Origin of the sequence: Roseobacter sp. AzwK-3b (assembly GCF_000170875.1) — a bacterium.
GTDB classification, from domain to species: Bacteria; Pseudomonadota; Alphaproteobacteria; order Rhodobacterales; family Rhodobacteraceae; genus Roseovarius; species Roseovarius litoreus.
In genome coordinates this window covers 1-15099 of the sequence record NZ_ABCR01000003.1, presented here as the reverse complement: position 1 = coordinate 15099, position 15099 = coordinate 1, and the positions used below count along the sequence as shown (strand labels likewise).

15 protein-coding genes and 1 pseudogene are annotated in these 15099 nt (G+C 63.9%); all 16 read right to left on the bottom strand.

Going from position 1 to position 15099, the window contains the following annotated elements:
• Positions 1-7 precede the first annotated feature (7 nt).
• The gene (locus RAZWK3B_RS06330; RefSeq protein WP_007813342.1) at positions 8-526 is read right to left on the bottom strand and encodes a helix-turn-helix transcriptional regulator; all 519 of its coding nucleotides are present in this window, start codon (positions 524-526) and stop codon (positions 8-10) included.
• A 177-nt stretch (positions 527-703) separates the two neighbouring features.
• Positions 704-1099, bottom strand: a complete 396-nt coding sequence (locus RAZWK3B_RS06325) for a DUF2147 domain-containing protein (protein ID WP_007813341.1) — start codon at positions 1097-1099, stop codon at positions 704-706.
• A 46-nt stretch (positions 1100-1145) separates the two neighbouring features.
• Positions 1146-2006, bottom strand: coding sequence for a TauD/TfdA family dioxygenase (locus tag RAZWK3B_RS06320; RefSeq protein ID WP_007813340.1), 861 nt, complete (start codon positions 2004-2006; stop codon positions 1146-1148).
• A gap of 3 nt (positions 2007-2009) precedes the next feature.
• Positions 2010-2813 (bottom strand): SDR family NAD(P)-dependent oxidoreductase, encoded by an 804-nt coding sequence (locus RAZWK3B_RS06315; RefSeq protein WP_007813339.1) that lies wholly within the window; start codon positions 2811-2813, stop codon positions 2010-2012.
• A complete protein-coding gene (locus RAZWK3B_RS06310) occupies positions 2810-4243 on the bottom strand; it encodes an AMP-binding protein (protein ID WP_007813338.1) in 1434 nt (477 codons plus the stop codon). The genes RAZWK3B_RS06315 and RAZWK3B_RS06310 overlap by 4 nt, the downstream gene beginning before the upstream one ends.
• A complete protein-coding gene (locus RAZWK3B_RS06305; protein ID WP_007813337.1) occupies positions 4243-4821 on the bottom strand; it encodes a thermostable hemolysin in 579 nt (192 codons plus the stop codon). The genes RAZWK3B_RS06310 and RAZWK3B_RS06305 overlap by 1 nt, the downstream gene beginning before the upstream one ends.
• Positions 4822-4945: 124 nt before the next feature.
• Positions 4946-6175 (bottom strand): hypothetical protein, encoded by a 1230-nt coding sequence (locus RAZWK3B_RS06300; protein ID WP_007813336.1) that lies wholly within the window; start codon positions 6173-6175, stop codon positions 4946-4948.
• A 2-nt stretch (positions 6176-6177) separates the two neighbouring features.
• Complete coding sequence (locus RAZWK3B_RS06295; RefSeq protein WP_007813335.1) at positions 6178-7590, bottom strand: amidase; 1413 nt, start codon at positions 7588-7590, stop codon at positions 6178-6180.
• 55 nt (positions 7591-7645) lie between these two features.
• On the bottom strand, positions 7646-7978 hold the full coding sequence (locus RAZWK3B_RS06290) for a TIGR00366 family protein (protein ID WP_007813334.1): 333 nt from the start codon (positions 7976-7978) through the stop codon (positions 7646-7648).
• Positions 7979-8083: 105 nt separating this feature from the next.
• Complete coding sequence (locus RAZWK3B_RS06285) at positions 8084-9244, bottom strand: MFS transporter (protein ID WP_007813333.1); 1161 nt, start codon at positions 9242-9244, stop codon at positions 8084-8086.
• A gap of 49 nt (positions 9245-9293) precedes the next feature.
• Entirely contained in the window at positions 9294-10346 is a 1053-nt protein-coding gene (locus tag RAZWK3B_RS06280) for a permease (RefSeq protein ID WP_037295217.1), read from the bottom strand.
• Between the two features lie 55 nt (positions 10347-10401).
• Positions 10402-10719, bottom strand: a complete 318-nt coding sequence (locus RAZWK3B_RS06275) for an ArsR/SmtB family transcription factor (protein WP_007813331.1) — start codon at positions 10717-10719, stop codon at positions 10402-10404.
• A 230-nt stretch (positions 10720-10949) separates the two neighbouring features.
• Positions 10950-11606 (bottom strand): ABC transporter permease, encoded by a 657-nt coding sequence (locus tag RAZWK3B_RS06270; protein ID WP_007813330.1) that lies wholly within the window; start codon positions 11604-11606, stop codon positions 10950-10952.
• The gene (locus RAZWK3B_RS06265) at positions 11603-13246 is read right to left on the bottom strand and encodes a transporter substrate-binding domain-containing protein (protein ID WP_007813328.1); all 1644 of its coding nucleotides are present in this window, start codon (positions 13244-13246) and stop codon (positions 11603-11605) included. Before RAZWK3B_RS06265 ends, RAZWK3B_RS06270 begins: the two co-directional genes overlap by 4 nt.
• 17 nt (positions 13247-13263) lie before the next feature.
• Positions 13264-13980, bottom strand: a complete 717-nt coding sequence (locus RAZWK3B_RS20140) for a 50S ribosomal protein L11 methyltransferase (RefSeq protein WP_157132182.1) — start codon at positions 13978-13980, stop codon at positions 13264-13266.
• Between the two features lie 845 nt (positions 13981-14825).
• A pseudogene (locus tag RAZWK3B_RS20515) lies at positions 14826-15099 on the bottom strand (polysaccharide deacetylase family protein); the annotation flags it as partial.

The following is a 15099-nucleotide window of genomic DNA, read 5'->3' as shown; positions in this document are numbered from 1 at the left end:
GCGCGTCTTATGATTTCTGACCGTCGCCAAGCCTGATGCCGACATCGAGGAACTCGTCCATGAAAAGGCTCATCAGCTCCATGCGCGACGCAACGCCCGTCTTGCGGAAGATGTTCGATGTCTGCGCCTTGACGGTGCCTTCGGCGGTGGACCGTGCGGCGGCGATATCGGCGATGCTCAAGCCTTTCAGCATATACATCGCGATATCACGCTCGGCTGAGGTGAGGTTCCATTCTTCGAACTTGCCGCGTACGAAACTGTCCATTTCGCCGCGCAGGAAACTCAGCGACTCGGATTGTTGTCTGTTGCGCGCTTCGAGCCAGCGCAGCTGCTGGACAAGAATGCGGATCGCCAGAACCAGCGCCACGGCCGAGAACACCTCGAAACACAGGTGGATCGCGTCGAGAAAGCCCGGCGCGCTGTTTGCAATCACACGTTCATAAATATCGCTGGCAACGTCGAACACGAAAAAGACGACGCTGCCGATCAGGAACAGTGTCACGTATTTCAGGGTGCTGGCCTGCATGGCGCCTATGTGCTGAATGGGACATATCCTTGCGGGTTACGGTGCCCATAAGAGAACAAGTGCGATCCAAAGGCAATGCCAACCTGAGGGCGGGGACGCAGCGCAAAGGCCCCCTTGATCGGGGGCCTGAAAGGTGGTGCCGGGGGGCCGCATCCAGACGCGGATGCGGCGTTGGGGTTATTGCACCCGAGACCAGTGACCGCCGTTGCGGCAGATCATTCCGCCCAAGATACAGCCGTTGACGGAAATGCGGTTTCCCGACAGCTCCAATTTCGACATGTATTCCTTGTCGCGGTCCGGCGCATAGATCCGGCCCTCGTATTCCCCGGACTTTGAGGGTTTCAGATTCCAGACGATCTTGCGCCCCAGCGTGTCGGGCTGGATCGCCTCGCCCTGTTGATTTTCGGCGCGCTCCAGCACGCCGCAATAGGTATTGCCGCAGGAGGCGACGCGGATATAGCCGATATCGCCGTGATCGTCCGGTGCCGTGCGCCATAGACCTTCGATCGGGTCGGACAGCGCGGGGCCGGCGGCGAACAGGGCCACAAGGAAGAGGCTTGCGATAGGTTTCATGTCTTTTTCTCCGTCAGATGGTCGGGACTGGATCGGTCGGGCCGCATCAGAGATTGCCCATGCCGATGAAGAGTTGCCGGTTGGTGTCCACGATGGCGCGGCGGCCATGCATGATCCGGGTGTTGTCGAGAACCGCGATATCGCCGTCCTGCCAGTTGATCTCGTGCGTAGAGGCCTCGGCCAGGTCGCGAAGCTCTTCGATCTCGTCCTGGCTGACGACATCGTCGTCGCCGAAGCGATAGCGCGGCGGTGCGTAGTTATGTGAGGGACCAAGCACCGCGTTGGCGAACCCCTCGCCACCCGACAGGGCGGAGGCGCGCACCGGGGCCAGGGTCAGGCGATAGGTGATGCCGCCATCCTCGAGCATGTCGAAATCCTGGTTCGGGATCGCGGCGCGAAACTCTTCGACATGGCGCGCGGTGACCTCTTCGGGGCTGGAAATGGCGGGGTGTTCGTTGGCCAGATAGCGTTTCCACAATTGCTCGGGGAGGTAGCGTTCAACGACCATGTCACGCCGCCAGCGGGATTTTTGCGCGTCGGTCATCGCCTCGTACACGGCGCGACCGTCGCAAATCGTGGTCTGCGATCCCTCGAAGGCGGCGACGGGGCTGTAGAAGGCGACGATATCGGGGCAGACCGGCGTATTGCCGTTTTCCGTATGAAGCCCGATCGGGCCGGTTCCGGCGTCGACCTTCTGGGTGTTTTCATCGCCGTAGTCGCGCGCCGGGTCGAAGGTGATTTTCCGGCAAAGGGCGGTGGTCAGGGAGCTGAACGCGGTCATGTCGGGGCGAAAGCCACGCAGCAGCGTCCAGCCATCCTCGGACAGGTTGGTGCGAATTTGCGCCACCACGGCAGGGTCGGTGACGGGCTGCGCTTCGGCGGTGGGGCGAATGATGTTGTAGCTCATGGATCAAGCCTCTTTCTGTTTTGTATAGCTGTTGAGCGCGGCCTGCGCCTTGGCGGTGCCTGCCTTGTGGGTCAACGCCATGTCGATGATCGAAGGGGCAAGGGCCTGCAGCAGCGCAAAGACCCGTTCGCCCAGCCCCGGATAGATGATCTTGCGGCCCGCCATGATCCCGTGCCATGCGCGTCGGGCCACGCGGTCGGGATCGTCGAGGGCCATTCCGAAGGGTTCGACCAGATGGGCGAAGCTGCCTTGGGCCGGGGTGCGTGTGGCGCGCGGGGCGACATAGGTGACCGAGATGCCGAATTCCGCCAATTCGCGGCGCAGGGCATCGGAAAGGCCGCGCATGGCGAATTTCGTGGCCGAATAGGCCGAGAAATAGGGAAAGGCGATCAGCCCGAACATGGAGCCGATATTGACGATCCGCCCTTGCGTGGCACAAAGCGCCGGGACGAGGTCACGGGTCAGTTGCACGGCGGCGGTGAGGTTGGTGCTGACGGTGTCAGCGATTTCTGCGTCGTCAAGATCGGTGAGCCGCCCGACGGCCAGCCGCCCGGCATTGTTCACCAGTACATCCAGCCGGGTGCCGGTGGCGGCAACGATCTCTGCGCGCCCCTCGGGGGTCGTGATATCGGCGGCGACAAGGCGGACCGGGGCATGGCCCAGAAGGGCCGCCGTGTCTTCGAGCTGGGCCTGTCTGCGACCGACCAGCACAAGATCATGGCCCGAGCGCGCGGCCTCGATGGCGAGCGCACGACCGATGCCGGAACCGGCCCCGGTGATCAGGGCTTTGGGAGGGGAGGTGGTCATGCGACGCAGTCCTTCATGTCATGGGAAAGTGGAAAAAATGGGAGGATTCCGGACAGCTGCGCCAGTTGGCTGCGGTCGATGCCACCGCCGGGTTTCAGAAGCCCCGCTTGCGAGGCGGGTGCGAAACGCACCCGGCTTGGGCGCGCATATGGGGGCAGGTCGGACAGAAGGGCGTCGATCTGTGCAGGCGCGACCGGGGCGGCGAGAACGGCGATGATCTCGAGCTGGTCATCGGGCGCAAGATAAAGCCCCGCCGCGGGGATGCGCGGGTCGGCGCACAGAGCGGCCTCAACCCATTCGGGGTTGATGTTGCGGCCCTGCGGCGTGACGATCAGCCAGTCCTTGCGGCCTTCGACGATCAGCCGGCCCTCTTCGAACCGGCCCAAATCGCCGGTGCGCCACTCTCCGGTGACGGGGGGATGGCCGATATACCCTTCCATGACGGTCGGGCCGGACACGACGATTTCACCATCGTCGATACGGACCTCGACCCCGTCCAGAACCCGGCCCACCGTGCCTGCACGCGCGTCAAGCGGCCCGTTCAGGGACACGACCGAGCAACATTCCGACAGGCCGTACCCCTCATGGACGGGCAAGCCATGGGCCTCGGCCTCGGCCAGAAGGGCCGGGGAGGTTCTGGCGCCGCCCACAGCGATCAGGCGCAGGCTGGCCGGGCCTTGCGTCGCGGTTGTCCTGAGCTCCGAGACGAGGCGCGACAGGAGTGCGGGAACAAGGATGCTTGTTGTGGGGCGTGCCGAGGCCATGGCCGCCACGATGGGCGCCATCGGCCCGCCGAACAGCGCAGCGAGCGCCTCGGGGCAGAAATGAACCTCGGCCCCGGCCAGAAGCGGAAGATAGAGACCGGCAACCTGTTCGAGCAACTGCGCCACGGGCAGAAGGGAGAGATGAATATCCTCGCGGACGGGGGCAATCGCCTTTTCAAGCGCGGCGAGTGCGGCGGCCATTTGACGTTCGCCGATCAGCACGCCCTTGGGGGTGCCGGATGACCCCGAGGTGAAGATGATCCGGCGCGCGCCTGCCATGGGCGGATCAAGCGGCGCGGCTAGCCGCGGACAGGATTCGGGCGGGCAGAGATCCAGCGGTGTCACGGGCGCTTGAGAGGTGCCGATGACCGTCTCGACACCGGCCGCTTCGACAAGATGCGCCTGTTGGGACGCTGAAAAGAACGGCGGGACATGAACCGATACATGGCCGCTATAGGTCAGGGCGAGATCGGCCAAGGCGGCGTCCAGCGGGTCGCTTGTGCTGATGCCGATGACCCGCGCAGGTCCCGTCAGTGTCTTTGCATTCTGCGCAAGAAAGGCCGCAAGGCTGCGATACGCGATGCATCTTGTGCCGGAGCGCAGCGCGGTTTTCTCGGGGCTTTGGGCGGCATGCCGCGAAAGGGCGTTGAACACACGGTCGGTCATCAGGCTGTCTCGGCTGCGGGTAGGGGGGCGTCCGTCGCTTGAGCCGGGTCGCGAAAGGCGCAGACCCATGGATCATGCTCGTAGTAATCGCCCCATTGCGCGGGGTCCTGCACCCGGCTGGCCTGGGCGGGGGCAAGCATGAGAGGCGTGATCCGCGCGCGCGTGATCAGGCGCCGGACCTCGGTTGTGGCGGTGAAGATGCCCCAGCCGATGCCACGCTCGCGTCCCCATTGGAACACGGAGCGCAAGGTGGGATAGGCCGCGAAGGGCGAGGTGCAGGCCAGGCCGCCGACTTCGAGGATGGTTTCTGGGGCGACGTTCAGGCCGGTCCGCCCGGCGAGCAACTGGCTGATGGGGGCGTCGAGATATTGCTGCGAAAAGAACCCTTCGGAGTGGCACGATATGCTGGTGGCGCAGGCCACGTCCCCGGCACGGGTCGTTGTGATTACGAGACGCGAGGGCCGCGTCCGGTTGTCGGCGCAAAAGGCCTGTTTGTAGCTGCGCACGATATGCAGCACGGCGGCGTCAAACAGGGGTTGGGTTGCCGGGTCGCCATCTTCGGCAATTGTGGTTTGCATGTCATATCTCCGCAAACGGGAGGCTGCTCGTGCCTCGTTTGTCGGACATGTTTCCCGTCAGGCTGTGGAAAGCCATTGGACTGAAGTCGGAATGACTAAATGAACCCCGATATATGACTAAGGTTTATGCCCGTATCATCGGTCTTTGGCCGGGCCATTTTGCCAGATAATCGGTACAGAAATGGTCGATCTGGTTGTCCGTCAGACAGGCGAGCACGCGGTTGACCGATGCAATCCCTATATGCGCGCCTTCGGCCTTTTTCAGGAGGGTGGGGTCGCTGCTTGCGGTGTCATAGCGCAGGCAGGTATCGGAGGTGCTGTCATGCTGCACGATGCGGTCGGCATCCACGATCCAGATATCCCTGTCCGGTGGGTCAGCTCTGCGCGCCAGCGTATGTCGAACCAGCGACAGGGCGTCGTTCGCGGCATCGGCAATGCCGGCGACGATGGCCGTATCGAGCCCGTAATCGCGCCGTAAATCCGCGGCGAGACGGGCGGTTTGGGCGATGCAGCCGTCCTGCTCGACATGGTGGCGTGTCGTGAGGATATGGACCTCGGTGGGCGAGACCCATTGCGCGACGCCGGACAACCGTTCGGCCAGGGCATTCAGGCGCCGTTCGACCGGCAATCTGCGCCGGTCGAGGTTGCTGCGGATATCCACGCGCCCTGAGCCGGATGCCGCATCCTTGAAGCGGATGGCGACAAGGGCGATCTGCCGGTCCTGAAGCTGCCGTTCGCGAAGGCGGTCTTCGAGTGCCGTGATGGCGGTGCGGATCGCGGATTTCGAGGGTTGGATCCGGTAGACCGGAACCGACAGCTCGCGAAGTCGTTCGTATACGAAATGCACACTGGTCAGGGCGGCGCTGACATGGCCTTCGCGCCAAAGGGACGAGTGAAACGCGGTCAGTGCGGCGACATTCTCGGCGGAGGAGCATTCCTTGCAAAAGGTGTTGCCGACGCCAAGATCGATTTCCTCGACGCATTCGCGGATATGATCGCCCGCGGGGTGGTCGATGCTGATGCGCATGGGCTCGAGATCGATGTCGGAGCGGTCGCGCGCCATTTCGAACAGGACGCGGAAGATCGCCGTCTCGTCATAGGGCACGAAGCCGATCGGAACATCGTTGGTGCGCGGCAGGCCGGTGATCTGCTGCATGAGGTAATCATGGGCGAGAGGCCCGCCGATCAGGATCGCGTCGGACGAGGCGCGGTGCTTGTGGAAGAGATCCACGATATCGCGGGAATCGCTATAGGCATCGAGATGGAATGCGCAGCTGCCGAACTCGTGGCCGATTGCCGCGACCATGCCGATGACATCATAGGGGGCAAGAACCGTGATCCGGTCCCGTGGCATTGTTACAGCGGTGCGATCTTGGGCCAAGGGTGCGCGGCTTCGAAATGCGCCGCAAGTCGGAGCACGAGATCATCCTCGAGCCTGCGTCCGGCGATCTGCAGGCCGACGGGCAGCCCCTCGTCGCAGAGCCCGCAGGGCACCGAGATCACCGGGTGGCCTGTCATGTTCATCGGGTAGGTCAGGAACCAGCCGATCAGCGGATTGACCAGCTGTCCCGCGATCTTGGCCGGCGGGCCGTCCGACTGGCTGAAAGCCGTGACACAGGTGGTGGGGCAGAGCAGGATATCGACCTTGTCAAAAAGTGCGGTCATCGCCTGCCATACGCGGTCACGGGTCTTGAGGGCCTTGCCGAAGCGCACCATGTCGATGGCGCGCCCTTCTTCGATCAGGGTCTGGACGACCGGTTCGAGAAGATCGAGATCGCCCGCGCCGAGGTCTCCATAAAGGCCCGCGACCTTGGCGCGCCAGAGATCGAGAAACGCCGCTTCGGTGTCCGGGGGCAGCGTCAGATCGGCCTCGACCACCTGACAGCCAAGCGTCTCGAAAACTTCGGCACCCTTGCGACAGGCCCGCACGATATCGGCGCGCACGGGAAAGAGGCCGAGATCGGGGCTGAAGGCCACGCGGATGTCGCAAAGCGGTTTCTGCGCAAGCCCGTTCGGTTGCTCGACAGGGAGCGAGAAGATGCCGCCGGAGCTGGGGCCGAGCATCGCGCGGTACAGCAGATCGGCATCCGCCACGCTGCGCGCGATCGGCCCGTTGTGGAAATAGGGCGTGTGGCTGAAGAAGCTTTGCGCCACATCCGGCACCCGCCCGAAGGTGGGCTTGAAGCCCACAGTGCCGCAGATGCTGGCGGGAATGCGGATCGATCCGGCCCCGTCGCTGCCTTCGGCGAAAGGCACGAGGGCTGCCGCCACGGCCGCTGCCGATCCGCCGCTTGACCCTCCTGCGATCCGGTCGCGCCGCCAGGGATTGGCCGTGGGGCCGAAGATCGCATTGTCGGTGATTGCCTTGTGCCCGAATTCGGGCGTGTTGGTCTTGCCCAGAACAACGGCGCCCTGATCCTTGAGCCGGGTGACGAGGGCCGCATCCTCGGACGGGACCCAGTTTTCGAAAAGCCGCGAGCCGCGTGTCGTGCGGATGCCTGCCGTCGGCGTGAGATCCTTGAGCACGATGGGCAGGCCCATAAGGCTGCGCCCCGCGCCAAGGCCCGCCGCGATGTCACGATCAAGCGCATCAGCCGTGTCCAGCGCGCGGTCGGCATCCAGCGTGCAGATCGCGTTGATCGCTGGATTGTGCGTCTCGATCTTGTTGAGAAAGGCGCCAGTCACTTCGCGGCAGCTGATGCGCCGAGCCCGGATCAGCGCGGCAAGCTCCACGGCGGAAAGCTGGGTGATGTCATCGGTATGGGGCACGGCTTATCCTCGGGTTTCGGGGGGGACACCTGTTGAACAGGCACCCCGATGATGCTCAGACTGCGAGCAGGATACCACCAATGACCACACCGCTGACCAGCAGCACAACAGCCGTATAGCCCATGATATCGCGAATGCCCAAGCCCGCGATGGCCAGCATGGGCAGCAGGGTCCAGAACGGCTGGATCATGTTTGTCCACGCCTCGCCCCAGGCGAGGCCAAGCGCCACGCTCGGTATGTCGGCGCCCAGTTCCTGCGCCGCCTGGATCATGATCGGCCCCTGCACGGCCCATTGACCACCGCCCGAGGGCGCGAACATGTTGACCAGCCCCGCGGCCACACTGCCGCGGGCAGGGGTGTTGGCGAGGCGGTATTTGCACAGGATCATGATCTTGTTTTGCTCAGTCTGCACAGTGGGGCAGGGACTCATGAGGCGAGGCGCAAGGCCACGGAAAACCTGTAGTCTTGGTCTTTGGACTGGAAACTGGGCGACTTAGCTGCGCTTGAGTATCAGCAGGGCGATGAATGAGGCGACGCCTAAGCCAGCCGTCAGCCATATGGCCGAGAGGCCCCAGTCCGTCAGCGCGGCGCTGAAGATCAGCGGTGCGGCCGCTTGCAGGATGCGGGCCGGGGCATTGAGCCAGCCGGTTCGCCGTCCATAGCCCGCCGCGCCGAACAGGGCCAGAGGAAGCGTGCCCTTGGCGATGGTCATAATGCCGTTCCCCGCGCCGTGCAGAAGCGTGAAGGCGTAGGCCGCCGGTGCGCCGAAGATCACCAGTGCTACGGCGGCCACCGGATGCGCTGCGGCAGCCGCGCGCGTGGAGATCAGCGGATGGAACCGGCGCAGCAGGCCGAACTCCAGCACCCTTGCGGCGACCTGCGCCGGGCCAATGAGGGCTCCCGCCGCGATCGCCACGGCCGTGCTCGCCCCGGCGGCTTGCAGGAGGCCCGGCAGGTGCGCAGCCATCGCGGTTGAGTTGAACAAAGTGGCGGCGAAGACAAAGGCGAGGAGCCAGAGCGCGAGGCGTGAAGGCGGCGGCCCGTCTTCTTCCGGGGGGCTTGGGGCGACGATCCTTTCGCTGCCCTTGGGCAGCCAAGCGTTCAGTGGCAAGGCTACGACCAGATGGATCAGCGCCCAGCCGACGCAGGCCTCGCGCCAGCCCCATGTTGCCAACATCAGCCCTGAGAGCGGCCAGCCGACCGTGCTTGCGAATCCTGCAATCAGGGTTATGCCGGTGATCGGCCCGCGCGCGTCCTTGCCATAAATCCCCGCGAGCGTGGCGAAGCCCGCCTCGTAGAGCCCGATCCCCATGCCGAGCCCGATCACAGCCCAGCCGGCGAACAGGATCACAGGCGTCGGAGCCAGTGCGAGCAGCCCGAGCCCCACCGCAAAGACGAGATTCGAGAGCATTAGAACCCCGCGCCCGCCGACGCCGTCGATCCGTGCACCGGCCCAGGGTCCAACCATGGCCGAGACCACCATCGCCATGGAGAAGGCGCCGAACACCCAGACAGGGGACAGGCCGAGCTCCTCGGCCATGGGCACGGCCAGGACTGCTGGAATATAGTAGCTCGAGGCCCAGCTTACGGTGAGCGAGGATCCGAGCGCGGTGACGATCAGCCCGCGCCGCGCTGACGACAGTCGTGAAATCATGATGATGCGTCGATCAGAATATCAGGCCTGTGTGCCCGGACGCGACGCTTCATGTCATTGAGGCCCAGAGTTGGAACAGCAGTCCCGACGCGAAGGCCCCGCTGAGCGACAGGCCGATATAGACCGCAAACACCTGCGGTCGCGCAAGCGCCCAGACTGCCATGGCCGCCGGGATCGAGGTGACACCGCCCGCGACGAGAAAGGCCATGCCCGCGCCCGGCGCCATGCCTTGATCGATCAGCCCGCCGACCAGCGGCAGGGCCGCGTAGCCGTTCAGATAGGCCGGCACGCCCACCAGCGTCGCAGTGAGGATCGGTAACAGGCCCTCGCCACCCAAGTTCGCGGTCACGGTCTCGGCCGGGATCCAGGCCAGCATCAGGCTTTCGAGGATAAAGGCCAGTGTCAGCCATTTCGCCAGAAACAGCGTCGTGCTCATCGCCGTCCTGCCGAACATCGCCCGCCGGTCGGCATCCGCCCAGAAGCGCCAGGCGACGGGCTTCGGCGCGCGGATCTTTGCGCCACCGCAGCCGCCATTGCCGATCCCTTCGCGCAGCGGATCTGCAAAGGCCCCGGCTTTCATAAGCAGATGCACCACCGTGCCGCCAAAGACGCCCAGCCCGATGGCGGCGAACGTCTTGGCGACCGCGAACTCCAGGTCGAGCATGCCAGCTGTCAGCACGAACATCGACGGGTCCATGATCGGTGAGGCCAGCCAGAAGGCCATGACCGCCGACAGCGGCACGCCCATGGCAAGGAGCGCTGCGATCAGCGGGATCACCCCGCAGGAGCAGAAGGGCGAAATACCTCCGGCCAGCGCGCCGAGCCCGATCATCAGAAGCGGGGCGCCGGTGAATGCCTTGGCGATCATGTTGTCGGCGCCAGTGGCGTTGGCCCAGGCGGCAATGGTGATGGACAGGATCAGAAACGGCGTCGTGTTCAGGAGTGCGCCGCCTGCGAAGAGCGTGCTTGCCAGAGCCTGTGATGTGTCGACCACCGCCAGCGTCGAAAGGATCAGCGCCGAGGCGAGCCAAACCCGCTGGTTCCGCAATACGTGGCGCAGCAAGGACCGGGGGGCGGGTGCTGAAAGGCTTGTATCAGTCATCTCTAAAATTCCGGAATTGCAGTTGTTTTAAGGCAAGAAATAGGGCGCTTGCATCTCACGTTGCATCCTCCGAAGAGTTGATCGTGACGCCGGCGCAGCACTCCGAGGTCAGGAAATCCATCAAGCGACGCATCGCGGGATAATCGACGCGGTTGAACACCTCCCGCCCTTGCTTCTCCTGCAGCACCAGCCCCGCATCGACCAGCGCCGAGAGGTGATGCGCCAGCGTCGATGGGGCAAGCCCCAGGTGCTCGCCGATGTCGCTGACCCGCAGGCCGTCGTCCCCGGCCTTCACCAACAGCCGAAAGATCGACAGGCGGGCATCATGGCCGAGAGCGGCAAGGGCACGGGCATTGGGGCTGGTCGTGGTCATTGGATTAAAATAACTACAATACTAGTTTTGTAAACGATTCGATCTGGACCAAGCGCTGGAGACTGACCGAGTCTTCCGGGCAAATGCTGGATTAAGGAACGGTTCGGGGAGGGCGACTTCACAGCAACGTTGCAGGGCGCAGCGTGGACTGAGGCATGGCTAAGCATCCATGGCCATGCTGGCCGGTCCGTTGGCCAGTCTGCAGTGTTACCATACGCCCGTGAGCCGGATCATCGGGCGGCGTCCGCGGTCACCTCGGCCGACAGGGCGCGCCGGTCCGCGACCCGGTGCAGGATGACAAAGGGCGTGACGCAAATCCGCTGCGCCACGACGAACAGAAGGCCCACCACCACGAAGAACATCAGCCGCGCAGCCTCATCCGCCATCTGCTCGGCGGTGAAGATCACCACCGACATCGCCTCGGGCACACCGATCGCCGCCCCCAGACAGGATGTCGAGATCACCATCTGCAAGGCTCGCCCGCAACTGGGAATGACCAGCAGCGCCGCGCGCCTGTCACCGTTACGCAGATGCCGGAACATCGCGACGAACTGATCGGCGCCATAGGCCGCCACGTAGGGGATATTGCCGAGAACCAGCAAAACCAGCGGCCGTATCTCGGAAATCGGACCAAGCCACGTGCCCCCGTTCGGCAAGAGGCCCGACAAGAAGAACAGGACCACGAAGACCGGCAGCGCGTGCAAAAGCCGGTTATAGGTTCTGAACAAGCGCGACACGGTCCTGGCCGACGACAGTATCCCCAACGCCGTCACGAAGGCCAGCGGCAGACCGATCATCAGGGCCAGCACCGATGCGCCCAGGTTCAGGGAAAATCCCCTCAGGAACGCCAGAAGAAAATCCGGCGACACCGCCTCCAAAAGCATCATGTGACGGCTCCTTCCTTGGGCAGAAGCCGCGCCAGCCCCCGCCGCGTCAGCTGTGCCGAGAACAGCACGGCGGCGATGTAGAACAGCACCAACAGCCAATAATAGAACGTCTGCGACCCGGAAAACGCGGTAATGCCATTCAACGCGTTGACCAGATCGGGCACGCCCACGACGCTCGCCGCCGAGATGCCGCGCACCGCGTTGATCAGGTAACTGTCCAGTTGCGCCGACGACAGGCTGAGCGCGCGCATGAACCGCGATGTGCCCTCGTGGGCGTGGGTGATCCTGTAGGCTTCGGCCACGGCGGCACCGGCGAAACTGCCGTTAATCCCCGCAATCGCCAGAATGGCCGCCAACATGGCGGAACTGTAAGAATACGAAAACGTCCAGACGGTCAGCGTCCCCATGACCACCAGCACCAGCATGACCGGCGCGTTCTGAAAGATCGTCAAAACCGATTTCGCCAGCACCCGCAGAAGCCAGACCGGGCTGACCAGCATCTTGCCGATCGATAGGCCGATCAGCGCCGTCGAGATAAGCGCAAGGCACACTGCCAGCATGGATGTCCCCAGACCGCCCAGAAACATCCGCCACGCCACATCGCTTTCCATGAACCCCAGACGCACCTCAATCCCCAGCCGCGCCTTCAACGCGTTCTCGATTGTCGTGCCCAGACCCGCCACAGGGCTCCGAACCAGCTGCACGTTCAGCGGTGGCGACAGGCAGGTTTCAGGCGCGGCGCGACACTCCACCGATTGCCAGCGCGCCTGTTCCTCGGTCAGGAACGCCACCGGCACATCATGCTTGCGGGCAAGCCGCAGAAAGCTGCCGTCGCGGTGCATCTCCTTCAGGATCTCCGACATCGCCGTCGCCATCTCGGCGGATATCCCCAAGGGCATCGCCATCCCCCAGGGCACCGGCGCAAAGCCCAGCTTGCGCTCGAACCGGCTCGGCTCGGTCTCGGACGAGATCAGCGGCAACAGCAGCGTGTCATCCTGCGCGATCAGGGGGCACATCTCGTTCAGCAGCGCATCGATCAGTTGTTGTGACCGCGAGAACAGCATCAGGCGCCCCACATCCGGCGCGAGGATCACGTTGGAATAATTCCCCACTGTCGTGCAGACCAGACGGGTCTCCAGATCCTTCCAGGTCAGAGGGTTCTGATCTGCCGCGCCCAGGAGGATCGTCTCGCTCTGGAAATAATGCGGGCGCAGGAAATGAACCGTGGGATCGCGCTGCGTGTTATGCCCCATGGTGGCGATGACCAGATCGACCTCTCCCTCGCCCAGCTTCGAGATCCGGTTCACCGGCGTGACCGGCACAACCTTCAACGCCACGTTCAGTCGCGCTGCGATCTCGCGGGCGATATCGGCCTCGAACCCGCTGTGGCCAATCGGACCGATCTCGGCGAAGCGCGGATAGTCCCCACGCAGCCCGACCCGGAGAAGGCGCTCGCATACCACCCGTTCCTCCACCGACCGGGTCTCGCCGGCTTGGGTCTCACAGCCTGGGGTCACACTCTCATGCAGGGCCTCGACCGCCGGTAGCCCGGTGGTCTGCGTCGCGCCCGGCGACGGCGCGACCACCGATATCAGCGCCGCCAGCATGCAAAGCGCGCGAAACCCTCGAAGCCTGCTCATCCTGTCTTCTCCCGTCCCTATATTGACCGGCTCCCTGGCTCTTCGCTCTCCACAACGATCAACGCCACCTCCAGGAACACGAAACCCGCCATCTCGATCACGCCCTCCGGCTCGTGGTTGACCCGCGACAGTGCCGTGATTTTGTCCGGCCCGACTGGCACCAGCGCGGTCTCCTCGACACGCGCGGCACAGCCCGCCGCCGCCAGACGTTCCAGCGTCATCCGCAGCCCGACACAGCGGTTTTGCGTAAAGACCGCGCTGGCTCCCTGCCGCAGCCGCCTTGGCAGCCCGAGCAGAAACGGATCGAGCACCTTGCGCCCATCCGCACCGCCCACCGACCAGAACGCGGCGCGGGTTCCACTTTCTAATTGCCTTGCGGGGAAATTGGGCAGATTGGCCAGCACCAGATCGAACCGGGCGTCCGATGCGACCGCCTCCCACATGGCGCCCTGGCAAAGCTGCACACTGGCCTCGGGCGCGATCCGCGCCAACCTGTCGTCGGCAAGATGCAATGCATCGTGATCCAGATCGGTCGCCACGACCCCCGCCGCCCCAAGCTGCAACGCAGTTCCAGCCAGAATCCCCGACCCGGTGCCCAGATCCAGGACCTGACGCCCATGGAGAAGGCCAGGATGCCGCATCAGATGCCGGACGATCAGCCCGGAATAATCGCTGGGCCAGAACGGGCGCGCCTCGGCGATCCCGGCACGCGTCATCACTCCAAGATCATCCACGGCCAAGCAACCGTTCAAGTCGCGCCACGCTGGCGTCGCGCGCCTCCAGCGGCACGGCCCCGACCGCCCGCGCGGTGCCACGCATAGTAACAAGGCTTGTGACCGCGCTCAGAGAAAAGGCACGGTGGGGTAGGGGCGCTCTGTGGGTGTCAACCCGCGGCAAGGGCTATCCCGTCCGGTCTTGCATGACCCAGACATGCTGCGGACCCAGCTTGCAGGGCCGGCTTCGGTGTGTGTGCCAGTGGCTGTGCTCGTGTGCGGATCGAATACATATCGGCCTTTCGAGTTCGCAAACTGGGTAGACCAGCAACAGGTTTGGTCCCATCTATCTTTGGAGAGGCAATATCCGATCGGTGGCAAAGTCCTGCCTCAGCCGGGCCAGACACCGTCTTGAAATTGAAGATACACGTGCCGGAGCGCGTGTCCTGCGCGGACACGTTTTGGCCGCGATACCCGTGCCATTGCCTTCCAACTGTCCGAAATGGCAGTCACCGCACCCTTGGTGCGCGCCATCCTCGCCACAGTCATCTGTATTTGAGTGCCTCCGCCATGTGCGTTGCCGCGCGCGCATCTGGAGGCTGTGGTTGCCGGTGCGGGGATTGGCATTGATAAGACGTCGAAAGATGGTCAACGCCGGTTCGTCGCTTGCATCAAAGCGGATCTTTTCGCCAGCTCCACGCGAATTGGTCTGGCGCTGAAACTGCGACATCAGGTCTGCGTAGATTGCTTATGTGCCGTCTGGAAACCAATGCCGCCCGCCTGATCCCAAGCCTGGATCAAAGCCCTGAAAAGTCCCATCGTCCCTGCGCAGTGGTCGAACCCTAGCGCAGATCGCTTCAATGGCTTCAAGCGGCCTGCTGGCCGGCGTGAGTGCAATACGACGCAATCTCTGAACGCGTTGTGAGCCAGAGCGTTGCGTCTTGCTTGCAGACCCGGGAAATTTCGTCGATTGCCCAAGCCGCGGCGGGACGGCCATAGCAATGGCCATGGGCAAAGATGTCGAGAATGATCGTTTCGGCCGGTTGCGATTTTATTCCATCCAACGTTTGGGTGAACAGGTCGACAAACTGCCTTGGAGTGCGACCGAAGCGCATGGCATGGGGCAGATCGTTGAATTCG